The organism is Mesorhizobium humile (assembly GCF_033977215.1).
In the GTDB taxonomy this organism is placed as follows: domain Bacteria; phylum Pseudomonadota; class Alphaproteobacteria; order Rhizobiales; family Rhizobiaceae; genus Mesorhizobium; species Mesorhizobium humile.
Map to the genome: position 1 here is coordinate 83991 of NZ_JAVIIV010000009.1, position 17620 is coordinate 101610.

Here is a 17620-nt window from a genome sequence, read left to right on the forward strand (position 1 = left end):
GTTAGCCGGCCTTTGTCTTCACGCAATCAGCTTGCCGCTCCTTCGAACGGCGGCGTCGCTGCGGATTTGCGAAAAAGGCGGTCATGGCGGGAAGTTGGACCGGGAGCCGAGACGCTGTCAAGCCGGCAGCGCCGACGGGCAGGCGTATAGCTCATCCAGCGAACGGCTCCGCATCGTTCGTAAAAATCGATCATTGTAACTCGAATAATTCGTTGGAAAGATTGGTTCTGGAATGGCATTTCGGCGGCGAAAGTGTCTGGAGAATTCAATTGTCTTTCCTGCCCGCCACCGCGAACGATCTTCCAAACGGCCTGAATTCGGCCAAAGCCGGGCACAAGCGCCCCGCCCTGACCTCGATCTCAACCGGCGTCGTGCCGGGACTGGTGCTGGTGGCGATGATCACCAGCGTCGCTTATTCGGCGCGCGGCTTCTCCGGTCTCACGCTGTTCAGCCCGATGATCCTCGCCGTCGTCGCCGGCATGGTCTATTCCAACGTGCTCGGCATGCCCGCCCACGCCAAGGCCGGCATCGCCTTTTCGCAAAAGCGCCTGCTGCGCTTCGCCATCGTGCTGCTCGGCTTCCAGCTCACCCTCGGCCAGGTGGCGGGCATCGGCCTGAGCGGCGTCGGCGTCGTCGCGGCCACGCTCGGCGCCACCTTCCTCTTCACCGTCACGCTCGGCCGGCTGATCGGCGTCGACCGCAAGCTCGCGCAGTTGATCGCCGCCGGCACCTCGATCTGCGGCGCCTCGGCGATCGTCGCCACCAACATCGTCACCGATGCGCGCGACGAGGATGTCACCTACGCCGTCGCCGCCATCACGCTGTTCGGCACCGTCGCCATGCTCGGCTTTCCGCTGCTGGCGCCGGTCTTCGGCCTCGACCAGCACGCCTTCGGCCTCTGGGCCGGCGCCTCGATCCATGAGGTGGCGCAAGTGATCGGCGCCGGCTTCCAAAACGGCACGCTCTCCGGCGAGACAGCGACCGTCGCCAAACTGACGCGTGTCGCCATGCTGGCGCCGATGGTGATCGCGCTCGGCCTGATGGCGCGCCGTGGCAACACCGACGCATCCGGCGCCAAGCCGCCGATGCCCTGGTTCGTGGCTGCTTTCGTCGCGGTCGTGGCGCTGAACAGCCTGGTCGCGATCCCGGCCCAGTTCCATGCCGCAATCGCCCTGGCCGCTCAGGTGATGCTGACCATGGGGCTCGCCGCCATGGGCCTTCAGGCCGACATTTCCCAACTGCGCTCGCGTGGCCTGCGGCCGCTGATGCTGGCCTTCTCGGCCTTTATCTTCATCGCCGGCTTCAGCCTGGTGCTGGTGCGGTTCGCCTGAGATCGAGGTAGGGTCGCCTTACCTCTTAGTCCTCGTCATCGTCCTCTAACTCACACGCCGCGACATAGATCGCGGCCAACTTCTCGATGCCGGCCTGGTCTTCCTTGTCGAAGCGCCCAGGCAGCGGGCTGTCGAGGTCGAGCACGCCGAAGGCGCCTTCGGCATCGCGCAAAAGCACGACCAGCTCGGAACGCGAATCGGCATCGCAGGCGATGTGGCCGGGAAATTCGTTGACGTCCTTGACCAGCATCGACATGTCGAGCTCGATGGCTTTGCCGCAGACGCCCTTGCCGACGGCGATGCGAACGCAGGCGGGCTTGCCCTGGAAAGGCCCGAGCACCAGTTCGTCCTCGGAGGCGAGGAAATAGAAGCCGGCCCAGTTGAGGTCGGGCACCATCTGGTAGATCAGCGCAGCCGTGTTGGCGGCGTTGGCGACGGAATCGCCCTCGCCTTCCAGCAATGCTTTCAATTGCGTGGCCAACTCCTTGTAGAAGGCCGGCTTGTTGCTCGTGTCGATTGCCGTTGCCGCAAACATCGCTTGATCTCTCCGTTGCAAGCCAGCCGCGCGGCTTACTGGTTGTGGCTCATCAGTTCCTGAACGGTTTTGATGGGCAGGAACAGTCGTAATTCGTTGGATGGCAATGCGGTGAAACCATGATCGACATAGAGCTTTTTCCTGCGCGCTACCTTGGCCGGGTCGCCGCAATCCAGCACATCCAGCATGACAACAGCAATACCGATTTGGTCGGCAACCCTCGCTATGCGTGCCAGCGCGTCAAGCAAAAGATCGCCGCCATATCCTTTGCCCGTGTATCGCAGATCGACGCCCATCATCGACAGATAGGCCGCAGGGATGCTCCCATGCCCCGGCCGGGTTCTCCCATATTTGTGCGGCAATTCGCTATAATCCACCGAGTGCGAATTGATGGCGTAAAAGCCGATCAGGTCTTCAGCTGAACCGAGCATCACGATGACACGAAGATTGTCGGCTTTGGATAGCTTGTTGGCTGTCTTTTTGAAGAAATTGTCGACCTGATCCGCGCCACAGGAAAAAGCCGTTCGATCATGCTTTTCGGGATCGAACGGCTCTATGATGTTGGCGACTTCAGGCTGTCGCGTCACTTGGAAATGACGGTTTTGGCATAGCGGGCAAACGACGCCCGTAGCCGATCCGTCGGCTGCGGGGGATTGTCGAGGGCCGCAAAGAAGGCAGCATGATCAACAGGCCGCAGAGCGGTGCGCTCATGAGCCTCTATCGTTTCCATGGCGGCCCTGTATGCGGCATTCATCGTGAAAACCGAGTCATCGACACCGGCAAGAGCCGCGGCTTGCTGAATCGCTTTCTTGATGCGCGGTTTTGTGCGGAAGTTCATCCGCTCGCTGCTGCGCTCCTCGATCTCTGGAATTTCATCACGGAAAGTTTCCATGCTCCTGCTCCTTTGTGTATATATGTACGTCGCATCGGCGTACAAATCAAGGAAATCGCACAAGTGCGAGTTGCGGCAGCCACAGACACATCCTGGTCGTTTCTCCGTTGCAAGAACACTGAGGCGCCCGATACAGTCCGGCCTCTCTGCCACCAAAACGCCGCCGGGAAACTGCCTATCGTGACCACCAGCCACTCCAGAACAGCGAGGGCCAGGACGATCCGAATCGCCGCCGCTGTCATCCGCGACGACGGCGGCAGGCTGCTTCTGGTGCGCAAGCGCGGCACCAGCGCCTTCATGCAGGCCGGCGGCAAGATCGAGCCGGGCGAGTTGCCGGCCGCCGCCCTTGCCCGCGAATTGCGCGAGGAGCTGGGCGTGGCCGTCGATCCGGCCGCGGCCTTCCATCTCGGCTCCTTCTCGGCGCCTGCCGCCAATGAGCCGGATGCCCGCGTCGAGGCCGAGCTGTTCGAACTCTCCATCACCGGCGAGCCGGTTCCGGCGGCCGAGATCGAGGAGATGATCTGGCTGAACCCGGAACTGGCAAGCGGCATGGAGCTCGCGCCGCTGACCGCCGATATCGTGCTGCCGCGTTACGGTCGTCAGCCATGAGTTCACGCAACCAGCCAAAACAGGAGGCGGGCGGAGCGCCCCTCACCTTCGCCGTGCTGGTCTTTCCCGGCTTTCCGATGATGGCGTTTTCGTCCGTCATCGAGCCGCTGCGCGCCGCCAACGTGCTTGCCAGGCGCGACTGCTATCGCTGGGTGATCGTCGGCGCCGACCGTGGCACGGTCGAAGCCTCCAACGGCGTCGTCATCCAGCCGGGCTTTTCCGCGGCGGACGCGCCGAAGGTCGACCGCATAGTGGTCTGCTCGGGCGGCGACGCCGACCATGTCGTGGCCGACGAGGCGATGAGCTGGATTCGCAAAAGCCTGCGCGGCGGCGCGCATATCGGCGCTGTCGCCGACGCCGCCTTCTTCCTCGCCCGGGCCGGCCTGCTCGACGGCCATGCCTGCACCTTGCACTGGACCAGCCAGGCCGCCTTCACCGAGGCTTTTCCGGATATCGAGCTGAAGCGCGATCTCTTCGTCATCGACCGCAAGCGCTTCACCTCCGCCGGCGGCGTCGGCAGCCTCGACATGATGCTGGAAATCATCACGCGCGACTGTGGCGCCGAGATCGCGGCGGGCGTCGCCGAATGGTTCGTGCACTCTCCCTTGCGCTCCAGCGTCGACCGCAAGCTGATGCCGCTCAGGCTGCGCACCGGCGTCCAGAACGAGCTGGTGCTGTCGGCCATCGCCATCATGGAGGACGCGGTGGAGGAAAGGCTCGGCATGGCTGAGCTGGCGGAACGGCTCGGGGTGTCGTCCGACAAGCTCGAGCGCAATTTCCGGGCCGAGCTGGATGTCTCGCCCAACGGATATTACCGGCGGCTCAGGCTGAAGCGGGCGGCCGATTTGTTGGCGCATTCGACGCTGATGGTGCGCGACGTGGCCCTGGCCTGCGGGTTTGCTTCGATGTCGAGCTTTGCGAGAGCGTTTCGGGAAGAGCATGGGCACGCGCCGAAGGCGGTGCGAAGGCATTAGACGCGCCTTCTTCCTACCACGCCGAGTTCCTTCACACCCCCCTCTGGCCTGCCGGCCATCTCCCCCGCAAGGGGGGAGATCAGCAGTCCCGCCGACGGCACTGTTCCTGCAACGTCGGCCATTGGCGAAAGTGACGGCGACATCCAATCTCCCCCCTTGCGGGGGAGATGTCCGGCAGGACAGGGAGGGGTGCTGTCCCGCCGACATCTCTGCGGCACTCAGCACAACATCTGCGGAATGCCGCACAAGCTCCAAACGCCATCCGGCTATGGTCTCCGCATCAGGAGGCCCCGCATGAGCATCGTCGTTTTCGACCCCGACAGCACCGAGGATGTGGACTTCAAGGACCGCATGCGCCACCCGGTCGCGGCCGATCCGGCCGGCGGCATGTGGCTGTCCGACACCGAGCCGTCCTTCATCGACGCGGACGCGCTGCGCAAAGGGCGGCTGGCCAAGCTGCGCGCCTGGATGCGCGAGGCGGGCTATGGCGGCGTCGTGCTGTTCGACCCCTACAACCAGCGTTACGCCACCGGCTCGCGCAACATGTTCGGCTATTTCCTGCGCAACTCGACGCGATACTTCTTCGTCCCGACCGAAGGGCCGGTCGTGCTGTTCGAATATCCGCAGAGCTACCATGTCTCGATGGTGCTCGACACGATCGACGAGGCGCGGCCTTCCAAGCTCGTCTGGTCGTCCGTCTCCGGTCGCGACGACGAGACGGCCGGGCCCTTCGCCGACGAGATCGCCGAGTTGCTCAAGAAGCATGGCGGTGGCTCGATGAAGCTCGGCCTCGACCGCTGCAGCCATCTGCAGGCGCTGGCGCTGGAAAAGCGCGGCTGCGAGGTCAAGGACTGCCAGGGCGAGATCCTGGCCGTACGCGCGGTGAAGACGCCGGAGGAAGTGAAGTGCCTGCAGGCCTCGATGGCCGGTGCCGAGGCTGCGGTGGCGGCCGTGCGTGAGGCGATCAAGCCCGGCGTTTCCGAAAACGAGCTGTTCGCCATCATGTATGGCGAGGTCATCCGCCAAGGCGGCGAGTTCATCGAGACCCGGCTGCTCACCTCGGGGCAGCGCACCAATCCATGGTTCAACGAGGCGAGCGGTCGCAAGATCAGGCCGGGCGAGCTTGTCGCGCTCGATACCGACACGATCGGCTGCTACGGCTATTATTCCGACTTCTCGCGTACCTTCCGCTGCGGCCCGGGCAGACCGACGCCCTACCAGAAGTCGCTCTACCGCATGGCGCACGACCAGGTTCAGCACAATATCGGCATCGTGAAGCCCGGCATGGCCTTCCGCGAGATCGCTGAGAAGGCGTGGAAGATCCCGGACCGTTTTGTCGACCAGCGCTACACGTCGGTCATGCACGGCGTCGGCATGCACGGCGAGACGCCCTTCATCGCGCATTCGATGGACTACGAGACCTATGGTCGCGACGGCATCATCGTGCCCGGAATGGTGGTCAGCGTCGAAAGCTATATCGGCGAGAAAGGCGGCCGCGAGGGCGTCAAGCTCGAGGACGAGATCCTGATCACCGAGACCGGCACCGAGCTGCTCTCGCGCTTCCCTTATGAAGACGAGTTTTTGGAATGAGCGAAGTGATGTCGGCGTCCACTGCCAGCCGGTGCGCAATACCGCAAGGCTTCGAGACTAGCCGTGGCGTACCTGCCGTCGTCATTCCAGGGCGGAGCAAGGAGCGAAGCGACGCGGCGCAGACCCTGGAATCCATGCCGTTCCGTCTCCGCTTCGCCACGGTGCGGAATTCTGTTAGGCAGCGATCGACAACCAAGGTAACGGCATGGAATCCAGGGTCTTCGCGACGCCGCTACGCGGCTGCTTCGCCCTGGAATGACGAAGTTCGGGCATCCGCATGAAAACGCCCATTTCCATCCGACGCGGCACCGTGGCCGCGGTGTTCATCGATCTCCAGGAGGAGCATCGCAAGGACAAGCGCTATCTGGTCGAAGGTTTTGGCGACATCCTCGCCAATGTCCAGCGCCTGCAGGAGGCGGCGCGGCGCAATTTCGTGCCGCTGCACCACTGGGCCTATATCGTCGATCTCGCGGCGGCGCGGCCTTTCCATCCCGTCGACGAGAGCGGCAAGTCGGCTTTCTCCGACAAGGACGATCCGCTGACCGCGATCTGCCATGAAGTGGCCCCGCAGGACAACGAAGCCATGCTGGTCAAGCAGGAAGCCAGCGCCTTCGGCAAGAACGATTTTGGCGACAAGCTAAAGGCCGCCGGCATCGAATGGCTGGTGATCGCCGGCGTCTGGACCGAGGCCTGCATCGACGCCACGGTGAAGGATGCAGTGGCGCGCGGGTTTCGCGTGCTGCTGGTCAAGGATGCCTGCGGCAGCGCCAGTGCCGCCATGCACCAGACCGGCATCCTCAACCTCGCCAACCGGCTCTATGGCGGCGCCGTCACCAACACGCTCGACGCCTGCCGGCTCATGGCCGGCGACACGGTGAATGTGTGGCAGGTCGAAGGCTCGGTGCCGCTGCGCTTCACCTTCGAGAACGCGGCGCGGCTTTACGCCGAGCTCTGACGGCGGTGGCCAGCAACCCAAGCAATCCGGCGAGCCGCGGCAAATATGCCGATCGGCTCGATCCGGAGCTGTGGGACTATATCGACAAGGTCAACAGTTGGTACCCGCCGGAGATTGTCGCCGCGCCGATCGCCGAGCAGCGGGCGGTCTACAACCGGATGTGCGTGGCATTCCACCTGGGCCGCCCGGAAGGCGTGACCACCAGTGACAGCCTCGTCGCCACGGCCGCGCATGCGATCCCGGTCCGGCGCTACCGCATGGCGGGCAAGCCGGCAGCGGCGATTGTCGTCTATTATCACGGCGGCGGCTTTGTGCTCGGCGACCTCGACAGCCATGACGACATCTGCGCCGAGATCTGCGCCGGCACCGGTTTCGAGGTGGTCTCGGCCGACTACCGGCTGGCGCCGGAGCATCTGCATCCAGCCGCCTTCGACGATGCTTTTGCCGTGTTCGAGAGGGTCGCCGCGACCGGCACGCTGCCGATCGTCCTTTGCGGCGAAAGCGCCGGCGGCAATCTCGCCGCCGCGGTGGCGCAGGCGACGCGCCGCCATCCGCGACATGCGATAGGCCAGATGCTGATCTATCCCGGGCTGGGCGGCGACGAGAGCGGGCGCTCTTACATCGAGCACGCCGAAGCGCCGCTGCTGACGCTCGCCGACATCGACTTCTATCGGCGCGTCCGTTCCGCACCCGGGCAGCCACAGGACGACCCGACCTTCTCGCCGCTCAAAGACCGGGATTTCTCCGGCCTGCCGCCGACGATCATCGTCACCGCCGAATGCGATCCGCTCTCCTCGGACGGCGAAGCCTATCGCGACCGGATTGTTGCATCTGGCGGACAGGCCTTGTGGCGCGAAGAGAAGCGGCTGGTGCACAGTTTTCTGCGGGCGCGTGCAACGGTGCCAAGGGCGGCGGAGGCGTTTGCTAGGATTATCGGCGACATCGGCAAGCTGGGTGCCGGCGGTAACGCGCTGATCTCCCCCCGCGTGGGTGAGATGGCCGGCAGGCCAGAGGGGGGCGCGAAGGATCGCGGCTTCTCGGAATCTTGAGCCAGAACCATTCGTCTATCGCAGCGGCGCTGAATACCTGAGACGCTGGGCGGCTTTCGTCGCTCGGAAAGCCAAGCAATTGGCTTCCCGTCCGCTGCGCGGATCGCTCCTCAACTCTCACAAGGGGGAGATCAGCTGTATCAACGCCTTGCGGAACAGCGCACAAGAACTGCGGAAATCCAACCATTTCGCCGCGGGAAGCGGACCTATCATTCCCTCGCAGGCAACGGCGCCCTGGCGGTCGCATCCGCCCCCGCCTCGCGATCCCGGGGCGACCGTTGGCTTCGTGCAACTCGTTGCCCCAACAGACCGCCGCGCGGGCAACATGCGCCAACACAGAGGGAACGACGATGAAATTCATGCTGACCGACAGAAAACTGCACCCGCAGGCCAAGCCGATCGCCGCCGATTTCAAGACCGGCGCGATCAGCCGGCGCGAATATCTGGCTTTGATGGCCGGCTTCGGCGTCAGCGCCGCCGGCGCGATGGCGCTGGGCGGGATCGCTCCCTCGCCTGCCCGTGCCGCCGAGCCGAAAAAGGGCGGCGTGCTCCGCGTCGCGATGAACGTCAAGGGTTTCAAGGATCCGCGCACCTTTGACGGCGTCGAGATGTCGAATGTCGCGCGCCAGTGCAACGAATATCTCGTGCGCTGGAAAACCGACTTTTCCTTCGAACCCTGGCTGCTGGAAAGCTGGGAGACCAGCGACGACGCCAAGACGATCACGCTTCACGTGCGCAAGGGCATCACCTGGTCGAACGGCGACATTTTCAACGCCGACGACGTGATCCACAATCTCAACCGCTGGTGCGATGCCTCGGTCGCCGGCAATTCGGTCGCGGCGCGCATGGGCGCGCTGGTCAACGCCGACACCAAGAAACCTGTCGACGGCGGCATCCAGAAGGTCGACGACTACACCGTCAAGCTCAACCTGCCGAAGCCCGACATTTCGCTGATCGCCGGCATGGCCGACTATCCGGCACTGATCATGCACCGCTCCTATGAGGGTGATGCCGACCCGAAGAAGGCCCTGGCCATCACCACCGGCCCTTGCGAGCTGGTGAGCTGGGACGCCGAGACGGGCGCCGAGGTGAAGCGCAAGGACAAGCCCTGGTGGAAGGGCGAGTTCCACCTCGACGGCATCAAATGGGTCGACTACGGCTCGGATCCCAACGCCACGCTGTCGGCCTTCGAATCCGGCGAGATCGACACCGACCACGAGACCGCGTCGGACGCAGTCTCGCAGACGGACAAGATGGGCCTGCAGAATTCGGAAATCGCCACCGGCTCGACCATCGTCGCGCGCTTCAACGTCGGCAATGCGCCCTATGACGACGTCAAGGTGCGGCGGGCCGCCCAGCTCGCCGTCGACAATGCGGCGGTGCTGAAGCTCGGCATCGACGGCCGCGGAAAGCCGGCCGACAACCACCATGTCGGCCCGATGCATCCCGAATTCGCGGATATCGGCCCTGCCAAACGCGATGTCGACCAGGCCAAGAAGCTGATCTCGGAAGCCGGCAAGGCCGACCATGAATATGAGCTGATCTCTGTCGACATCGAATGGCAAAAGAGCACCGCCGACGCGATCGCCGCTCAAATCCGCGAGGCTGGCCTCAAGATCAAGCGCACCGTTCTGCCGGCCGCGACCTTCTGGAACGACTGGGCCAAGTTCCCCTATTCCTGCACCGAGTGGCTGGGACGTCCGCTCGGTGTCCAGGTGCTGGCACTCGCCTACAAGTCGGGCGCGGCGTGGAACGAAAGCGCCTATGCGAACAAGGAGTTCGACGAGCTTCTCGACAAGGCGTTGGCGACCCCGGACGCGGCGGCGCGCAAGGAGATCATGGCCAAGATCGAACAGAACCTGCGCGACTCCGGCATCATCATCCAACCCTATTGGCGCTCGGTCTACCGCACCTATCGCAAGGGCGTGCAGGGCTGCGAACAGCACCAGGCGCTCGAGCAGCATTTCGAAAAAGTCTGGCTGGAGAGCTGATCCTTCCGGAACTGAGACGGCCGGCGCGGCCTTCCGGGCCGTTTGTGGCGGCCTGCACGGGTCAGGATCGATCGTCCGATTGGGTCAGGGGGCCACCTACCGACATCCGCTCGATGATCGTCGTCGGCAGGACTATCCTTTCAGGTGGCCGGTCATCGCCTTTCAGGCGGCGGATTAGCAGCTCCGCCGCCGATTTTCCGAGCGCGTAGACCGGCTGATCGATCACGGTAATCGGGGGCGTCGTCACGCTGGTCCAGTCGGCATCATGGAAGGTCACCAGCGATATGTCCCGTGGAATGCCGAGGCCGCATTCCCGGATCGCCTTGAAGAGATCGAGCGCCACGACGCTGTCGGAGGCCAGGATTGCGGTTGGCCTGTCGGCGCTCCGGAGCAACTGCACCAGCGAGGCATGCGACCTCTCCGACCGCCTGCTGCCGAAACGGATGTTGCGCTCCGCATCCTCGATGCCGGCTTCGCGGCAGGCTTCGAGGAAGCCCAGTATGCGCTCGCGCACCGTGGAAGTATTGATCCTTGAGGCGGCACCGCGAAAATCCCCGGACAGCACCGCGGCGGTGACATAGGCGATTCTACGGTGCCCGGCTTCGGTCAACATGCGCGTGGCGCGTAGCGCGGCGTCGCGGTCATCGACCGTGACCGTGTCGACATCGAGCTCCGGCAGTGCCCGGTCGAGCAGCGTCAGCGGGCAGGAAATCTCCCGGAGGTGGGCGATGTCTCCAGCTTGGGCGGGCGTGACGATCAGGCCGTCGACCTGCTTTGCCAGGAGCACGCGTATGGCGTTCCTTTCCGCTTCGACCTCCTCACCCGAGTTGGCCAGGATGACGTTGATGCCCGACAACCGCGCGATATCGCTGATGCCACGCACCGCGAGCGAGAAGAAGGGATTTTCGATATCACCGACGACGACGCCGATACTGCCCGAACGGCCGGTCGTCATGCTGCGCGCCAGCTCATTCGGCCGATAGTCCAGCGCCTTCGCCGCTTCCAACACGGCCACGTGCACCGCCTGACTGACCCGGCCATAGCCGCCCAGAACGCGCGCGGCGGTCGCCTTCGAAACCTTCGCCTCCCGGGCTACGTCGCTAACGGTGATTGAGGAAATCTTGGGCGGCCGCTTCATTGTGGACAAGTCACTCTCAAATTCGTTGACGGATGCTCGTCGTCGTGCCTACAAATGTCAAGAGACCGGTCTCAAGCCAACTTGAGACCGGTCTCACGATAACAAGAGCGCGACAGGCGCCGGATCGCAGGCCGTACAGAAAATTGTTCGCTGTGCCCCCGCACGGGCCGATCTTCAGAGTGGAGAACAACCATGAATATCAGAGGTCTTTTCATATCAAGCCGGCGTCAGCGCGTCGGCTCCTTGATCTTGGCAGTCGCACTTGCAGTCCTATCGCTGCCCAAGGCCTGGGCGACGGACAACCCATACAATCTCATAGACCCAAAGACGATCAGCGTCGGCACGATGGGAGATGCCAAGCCCTATGCCTTCACCACGGCCGACGGCAAGTTCACCGGTTTCGATCTCGAATTCTTCCTGAACGTGGTGGGCCGGATGGGCTTCAAGCCGGACCAGGTGACCTTCACCGGCCAGGAATTCTCGGCGCTGATGCCATCGGTCGCCAACCAGCGCTTCGACGTCGCGGTCGCCGCGATCGGAACGACCGAGCAGCGGAAGAAGACCGTCGATTTCTCAGACGGCTATCTCGCCGGATATCTGTCGGTGCTGACGTCGGACCCCAAGATCACCTCCGCCGACGGCCTTGCCGGCAAGCGGCTGGGCGTCGTCCAGGGGACGCTGCAGGAGATTTACGCGACCAAGAATTTCAAGAACACGGACCTGGTGAAATTCCCGGATAACAACTCGGCCATCGCCGCGCTCAACAACGGCACGATCGACGGTCACTTCCTCGACTATGAAGCCGCCAAGCAATATGGCGAGCGCTATCCGAGCCTGAAGATCGCCGTCAACATCCCGTCGTTCGACGCACCCGCTGGATTTGTGGTGCGCAAAGGCAACGACGCGTTCCGCGAGGCGCTCAACAAGGGCATCCACGAAGCCATGCAGGACGGCACCTGGCGGGACCTCTACCAGAAATGGTTCCCCGGATCCCCGATGCCGGATCAATACCTGCCCAAGAAGAACTGACCTGGGCTCGGCCGCCGGCGCGAATGCCGGTGGCCATTCCCTTGGCAGACGGCAAATGATCGGCCGAGCGGCAATTTGCGCCGCCTCGCAAGGCAGGATGACGGATGGACTGGCTCGCAAATCTTCAACGAAGTTTCTTCGACTGGGACGCGATGGCATCGGTGCTGCCATCGCTGCTGGCGGTCGGACTGAAGAATACGCTGATCCTCGCCGCCGCATCGACGGTCCTCGGCGTCCTGATTGGGATGGTGATCGCCGTGATGGGCATCTCCCGCTCCGCCTGGCTGCGCATCCCGGCACGCGTCTATACCGACATCTTTCGCGGCCTCCCCGCCATCCTCACCATCCTGTTGATCGGCCAGGGATTCGCCCGTATCGGGCGTGAGATTTTCGGCCCCTCGCCCTACCCGCTCGGCATCCTGGCGCTCAGCCTGATTGCCGGCGCCTATATCGGCGAGATCTTCCGCTCGGGTATCCAGAGCGTCGAAAGCGGCCAGATGGAAGCCTGCCGCGCGCTCAGCATGAGCTACAACCAGGGCATGCGGCTGATCGTAATCCCACAGGGCATACGCCGCGTGCTTCCGGCGCTGGTCAATCAGTTCATCGGCAACGTAAAGGATTCCAGCCTCGTCTACTTTCTCGGCCTGCTGGCCTCAGAACGAGAGATATTCCGCATCGGCCAGGACCAGGCGGTCGTAACCGGCAATCTGTCGCCGCTGCTCCTGGCCGGCGTCTTCTATCTCGTCATCACCGTCCCACTGACCCATGTGGTCAACTACATCGACAACCGGCTGCGCCTCGGCAAACAGAAGGCGGGCGGCGTTGTCAGCGGCCTCGTCGAAGTGGGCGAACTGAAGGATTCAGTGGCCAAGGCCGAGAAGGAACCAGCCATCAAGGCCGGCAGCCTCGAAGTCCGCGATCTCGACATGGCCTATGGCGAGCATCAGGTTCTCAAGCAGATCCGGCTCAAGGTGGAGCCGGGGACGGTCACCTGCATCATCGGCCCGTCCGGCTCAGGGAAATCGACCCTGCTGCGCTGCCTCAACCGGCTCGTCGAACCCAAAGGCGGCGACGTGATGCTCGACGGCGAGAGCATCCTGGCGATGCGACCGGAGAAGTTGCGGCGACGTGTCGGCATGGTGTTCCAGCATTTCAACCTGTTCCCGAACCATACGGCAATAGAGAACGTCATGCTGGCGCTGACCAGGATAAAAGGCATGGCGCAAAGCCAGGCCAGGCGACTTGCCGAGGGACGCCTGACGGAAGTGGGTCTCGCCGCCCGCGCGGACTACCGGCCGAGCCGCCTTTCGGGCGGCCAGCAGCAGCGCGTTGCAATCGCGCGGGCTCTCGCCATGGAACCCGAGGTCATCCTCTTCGACGAAGTCACCAGCGCGCTCGATCCCGAACTCGTCAAAGGCGTGCTCAACCTGATGGCCGATCTGGGGCGACGCGGTATGACGATGATCGTCGTCACCCACGAGATGGGTTTCGCCCGCAAGGTCGCCGACCAGGTCGCGTTCATGGACGAGGGCCGCATCGTCGAGGTCGGTCCGCCAGCCGAAGTCTTCGACAGGCCGAAGAGCCCGCGACTGAAGCAATTCCTGGCCGAGGTGCTGTGAACGATGTCGGCCCCCAACCTATCGTTCCGATATCCAATAGAACTCATCGTCCGAACCATCGAAAGTTGCTTCCATGACCAATAACACCGCCCTCAAGGCCGTCGTCGTCGGCGCCGGCGTCTTTGGCGTCTCCACAGCCTTCCACCTCGCTCGCCTCGGCGTCCAAACCACCATTGTGAACGACGGCGCCGTCGCCAACGGGGCATCGTCGCGCTCGCTGGCCTGGCTCAATTCGGCGCGGAAGCGCTCCGCGGCGTATCACAAGCTGCGTATTCAAGGCCTTGAACGCTACAAGGCTTTTGCGGCCAGTCATGATTGCAGCGCCTGGCTGCGGTTCGACGGCGGCCTGACCTGGGACGCCGACGATGCTTCCAACCAGATAGCGGAGATCCACCGGCACGAGCAGTCTATTGGCTACCAGACACAGCTACTCGCGCCTTCTGAACTCAGCGCCGTCACGCCTGGTGTCGACCCGCGCGCTGTCTCGCCCCAGGGCGCCATCTTCAATGCCGGCGAAGGCTGGGTAGACCTGCCTTCATTGATTAACCTCCTCTTGGCGGAATTTCGCGAACGCGGCGGCCGCATTCTCAGCGACGCCGGCTCCGCCGACGTCACACTCGCCAACGGCCGCGTCAGCGGCGTGAAGACCACTTCCGGCGAGGTGGTCGGTGCCGATGTCGTGGTGGTCGCGACCGGCCCGGCAGTGCCGGCAATGGCTGCCAAGGTCGGCAGGCATATAGGCGACGGCACGACACGTGCGCTGCTGGTTTTCAGCAAACCGGTTCCGCATCCGCTGCGTGCCGTGCTCAACACCCCTCGCGTCGCCATCAGGCCCACTCCGAACGGCGCCTTCGCGCTGGATTCGGCATGGTCGGAAGAGGAAGTCATCGTGCGAGACGATGGCACATACGAGGCAAAGCCGTCCACGATCGCAGGGCTGCTCAAGGAAGCCTCCTCGGTGCTGGAGGGCAACCCGAGGCTTGTCCTGCAGAGCCTTCACGTGGGGCCGAAGCCGATTCCGGCGGACGGCGAACCGGTCGTCGGCCAATTGACCGATATTCCGGGTTATCATGTCGTCTTCAGTCACAGTGGCGCGACGCTGGGGCTCATCGCAGGCGAACTGCTGGCCGGCGAGATCGTCAGCGGGACGGCCAATCCCTTGCTCGAGCCGTTTCGCCCCTCGCGCTTCGATGGCTGAGAAGCCGTTTGCCAAGCTGTTGCGTTTCGGCTCAGATTGCGCCGGGTCCGCCCGCACGGAATGCGAGAAGCAGCAAGGCATGGATCATTTCGACCTCGGCACTTATCGCCGCCCCATCTCCACGTCCTCCCCCGAAACGCAGCGCTGGTTCGATATCGGGCTGAACTGGTGCTACGGCTTCAACCACGAGGAAGGCATAAAGTGCTTCGAGAAGGCGCTGGAGACCGATCCAGCTTGCGCCTTCGTGCATTGGGGCATCGCCTATGCCGCCGGGCCTTTCTATAACCTCACCTGGAAGGAACATGGCAAGGCCGAGGCCGATCATGTCGCCAGGCGCTGCTTCGAGCATGTGCGGCTGGCGCAAGCCAATGCGGCGAGCGCCAGCCCTGTCGAGCAGCGGCTGATCGATGCGCTGGCCGCCCGCTTCCAGCAGCCGCACGGCGTGAGCGCCGCGGAGTTCGAAAAGTGGGACGACGCCTATGCCGCCGCCATGCGGCAAGTTTTTCGCGCGTTTCCCGACGACCATGACGTGATGGCGCTGACGGTCGAGGCGCTGATGATGCGCACGGTGCGGCGCCTGTGGAACCTCAAGACCGGCGCGCCGGCGCCGAATTCCGATGTGCTGGAGGCGTTGGACATCTGCGAACGTTCGATCCGGCTCTCGGATGAGGCAGGCGCCGCGCCGCATCCGGCGGCGCTTCATCTCCACATCCACCTGCTCGAAATGTCGACGCAGCCGGAGCGCGGCATGCGCTCGGCGGAGCGGCTGGTCACGATGTGCCCCGATGCCGGTCACATGAACCATATGCCGGGGCACATTTACGTGCTCTGCGGCGAGTATGAGAAGGCGAAGATCGCCAGCGAGAAGGCGGCGCGCGCCAACGACCTCTACCTCGCCTATGCCGGCGAGCCGACCTATTACCTGCTTGGATGCTGCCACGACCTGCATCTAATGATGTTCACCTGCATGTTTCTTGGCCAGTACCGCCCTGCTCTGTGGGCGGCCGACAAGGTGCGCAACCTGGTGACGCGCGACGTCGTCAGCATCCCCGAGCGGCCGAAGCTGACGCAGACGGTCGAGGGCTATCACGCGATGAAATCGCATGTGCAGGTGCGCTTCGGGCGCTGGCGCGAGATCATCGACGAGCCGATGAATAGCGAGCCCGACCTCTATGTTGTGACCGCCGCGCTGCAGCACTACGCCAAGGGCGTGGCGCATGCGACGCTGCGCGACTTCGCTTCCGCCGAGCGCGAACGCGAGTTGTTTAGCCGGCAAATCGAGAGTATTCCGCCCGAGCGCCGATTCTTAAGCAACCCTACGAAAGCCTCGCTCGCCGTGGGCGCGGCGCTGCTCGACGGCGAGCTCGCCTATCACCAGGGCCGTCACGACGAGGCCTACTCGCATCTGCGCCGCGCAGTCGAGATCGACGACAATCTCTCCTACACCGAGCCATGGGCCTGGATGCATCCGCCGCGCCATGCGCTGGCGGCACTCCTGCTCGACCAGGGCCACGCGGCCGAGGCCGAGCAGGTCTATCGCGACGATCTGGGCCTGAGCGGCGCCGTGCAACGCTGCGCCCAGCATCCGGACAATGTCTGGGCGCTGCACGGCTTGGTCGAATGCCTGAAGCGGCGCGGCGAGAAAGAGGAACTGCCCAGGTTGCAGGCGAAGCTTGCCACGGCGCTGGCCAAGGCGGATGTGGCGATCACCTCGTCCTGCCTCTGCAGGACGAGCGTGCCAGCGGATCATTGCTGCTGTCACTAGGGCGTTCCACCGTTTCAGGGAAACGGTGGAACGCTCTATCTCCTTGTTTTGACGCAATTCCGGACGGAAAACCGCTCACACTTTTCCTGGAATTGCTCTAGGCGTGCTGTTGCTCCGCGACGACGGCGCCAGCCGCTACGAGAAGATCTCCGCCAGTTCGTCGATGCTTGCACCTTCCTTGGCCTGGCGCAGTTCGACGTAGCTCACCGCCGTCGCGATCGACAGCACCATCGACACCACGGTCTGTACCAGCGCCGCTCCGATCTCGGCGATGATGCCGCCGAACAGCACGAGAATGAGCAGTATCCCCCACTGGATGATCATCGCGATGATGATGAGAATGAGGAACAGGCCGAAAAGCGACCAGCGGCTGCCCTTGGTCAGAGCCCGGCTGCGCGACATGGAGCCGAACACGCCCCGACGCTCCTGGATCAGGACCGGCACCGACATCGACCAGCCGAGCCACAGGATGATGCCCGGCGCGATCAACAGCATCAGGCCGATACCCGCGCCGAGACCGACGAGAAGGCCGACCGCGAGCGTCGGCAGCAGAAAGCGGATCGCAATCTGGATGCAGTCGCCGAAGGACGGCCGCTTGCCGTTGAGGTCCTCGATGGTCGCCCGCACCAGCGCCGATTGCAGCAGCAGCGCGCATATGAACGAGATCAGCCCGGCGAAGATGGTGATGTAGGAATTGCGGAACATGGCGCTTGGGTCGGCCATGGCGGCGGGGTCGCGCTGCATCATCGCGTCGATCTGCGGCTGGGTCCACAGCCTGATGAGCAATGCCGGCAGACCCGCAAACAAAGCCGCCAACCCCACGCAAAGTCCGATGTTTCGGCCAATCACGCCGAAGGTGTTGCTGAATACCCTGCCGATCTCGAATCTGCCGGGTTGTCCCAATGTCGCAGTCGTCATGATAATTTCCCCCGAGTCACCGCCGTG

16 protein-coding genes are annotated in these 17620 nt (G+C 63.8%); 11 read left to right on the forward strand and 5 right to left on the reverse strand.

The features are described from left to right. The first annotated feature begins 278 nt into the window (after positions 1-278). Positions 279-1331 carry a YeiH family protein gene (locus RFM52_RS15530; protein WP_430699281.1) on the forward strand — a complete coding sequence of 351 codons (1053 nt, stop codon included), beginning with the start codon at positions 279-281 and terminating at the stop codon, positions 1329-1331. Between the two features lie 25 nt (positions 1332-1356). Here RFM52_RS15530 and RFM52_RS15535 read toward each other — a convergent pair whose 3' ends face one another. The 3 genes from RFM52_RS15535 to RFM52_RS15545 are packed head-to-tail and all read right to left on the reverse strand — an operon-like array spanning position 1357 to position 2758. Beyond that, positions 1357-1866 carry a GAF domain-containing protein gene (locus tag RFM52_RS15535; RefSeq protein WP_320297334.1) on the reverse strand — a complete coding sequence of 170 codons (510 nt, stop codon included), beginning with the start codon at positions 1864-1866 and terminating at the stop codon, positions 1357-1359. Between the two features lie 35 nt (positions 1867-1901). Beyond that, positions 1902-2453, reverse strand: coding sequence for a GNAT family N-acetyltransferase (locus tag RFM52_RS15540; protein ID WP_320297335.1), 552 nt, complete (start codon positions 2451-2453; stop codon positions 1902-1904). After that, entirely contained in the window at positions 2450-2758 is a 309-nt protein-coding gene (locus tag RFM52_RS15545; RefSeq protein ID WP_320297336.1) for a type II toxin-antitoxin system TacA family antitoxin, read from the reverse strand. The genes RFM52_RS15540 and RFM52_RS15545 overlap by 4 nt, the downstream gene beginning before the upstream one ends. A gap of 180 nt (positions 2759-2938) precedes the next feature. On the opposite strand from RFM52_RS15545, the gene RFM52_RS15550 reads away from it, so the two are divergent. The 6 genes from RFM52_RS15550 (at position 2939) to RFM52_RS15575 (ending at position 9926) form a co-directional block, all read left to right on the forward strand. Next, positions 2939-3367 carry an NUDIX hydrolase gene (locus RFM52_RS15550; protein ID WP_320297337.1) on the forward strand — a complete coding sequence of 143 codons (429 nt, stop codon included), beginning with the start codon at positions 2939-2941 and terminating at the stop codon, positions 3365-3367. Next, complete coding sequence (locus tag RFM52_RS15555; protein ID WP_320297338.1) at positions 3364-4341, forward strand: GlxA family transcriptional regulator; 978 nt, start codon at positions 3364-3366, stop codon at positions 4339-4341. Before RFM52_RS15550 ends, RFM52_RS15555 begins: the two co-directional genes overlap by 4 nt. Positions 4342-4635: 294 nt before the next feature. Further along, entirely contained in the window at positions 4636-5931 is a 1296-nt protein-coding gene (locus RFM52_RS15560; protein WP_320297339.1) for a M24 family metallopeptidase, read from the forward strand. 277 nt (positions 5932-6208) lie between these two features. Further along, positions 6209-6886 carry an isochorismatase family protein gene (locus tag RFM52_RS15565; protein ID WP_320297340.1) on the forward strand — a complete coding sequence of 226 codons (678 nt, stop codon included), beginning with the start codon at positions 6209-6211 and terminating at the stop codon, positions 6884-6886. Positions 6887-6891: 5 nt separating this feature from the next. Further along, positions 6892-7935: an alpha/beta hydrolase gene (locus RFM52_RS15570; RefSeq protein ID WP_320297341.1), complete on the forward strand. Its 1044-nt coding sequence runs from the start codon at positions 6892-6894 to the stop codon at positions 7933-7935. A 350-nt stretch (positions 7936-8285) separates the two neighbouring features. Next, a complete protein-coding gene (locus RFM52_RS15575) occupies positions 8286-9926 on the forward strand; it encodes an ABC transporter substrate-binding protein (protein ID WP_320297342.1) in 1641 nt (546 codons plus the stop codon). 61 nt (positions 9927-9987) lie between these two features. Here RFM52_RS15575 and RFM52_RS15580 read toward each other — a convergent pair whose 3' ends face one another. Beyond that, positions 9988-11064 (reverse strand): LacI family DNA-binding transcriptional regulator, encoded by a 1077-nt coding sequence (locus RFM52_RS15580; protein ID WP_320297459.1) that lies wholly within the window; start codon positions 11062-11064, stop codon positions 9988-9990. A gap of 192 nt (positions 11065-11256) precedes the next feature. Between RFM52_RS15580 and RFM52_RS15585 the strand changes: the two genes are divergently transcribed. The 4 genes from RFM52_RS15585 (at position 11257) to RFM52_RS15600 (ending at position 16675) form a co-directional block, all read left to right on the forward strand. After that, the gene (locus RFM52_RS15585) at positions 11257-12093 is read left to right on the forward strand and encodes an ABC transporter substrate-binding protein (protein WP_320297343.1); all 837 of its coding nucleotides are present in this window, start codon (positions 11257-11259) and stop codon (positions 12091-12093) included. 104 nt (positions 12094-12197) lie between these two features. Beyond that, positions 12198-13712: an amino acid ABC transporter permease/ATP-binding protein gene (locus tag RFM52_RS15590; RefSeq protein WP_320297344.1), complete on the forward strand. Its 1515-nt coding sequence runs from the start codon at positions 12198-12200 to the stop codon at positions 13710-13712. 73 nt (positions 13713-13785) lie between these two features. Continuing rightward, entirely contained in the window at positions 13786-14910 is a 1125-nt protein-coding gene (locus RFM52_RS15595; RefSeq protein WP_320297345.1) for an NAD(P)/FAD-dependent oxidoreductase, read from the forward strand. 79 nt (positions 14911-14989) lie between these two features. Next, positions 14990-16675, forward strand: a complete 1686-nt coding sequence (locus RFM52_RS15600) for a tetratricopeptide repeat protein (protein WP_320297460.1) — start codon at positions 14990-14992, stop codon at positions 16673-16675. Between the two features lie 135 nt (positions 16676-16810). Here RFM52_RS15600 and RFM52_RS15605 read toward each other — a convergent pair whose 3' ends face one another. Then, positions 16811-17593 carry a YciC family protein gene (locus RFM52_RS15605; protein ID WP_320297346.1) on the reverse strand — a complete coding sequence of 261 codons (783 nt, stop codon included), beginning with the start codon at positions 17591-17593 and terminating at the stop codon, positions 16811-16813. Positions 17594-17620: the final 27 nt, after the last annotated feature.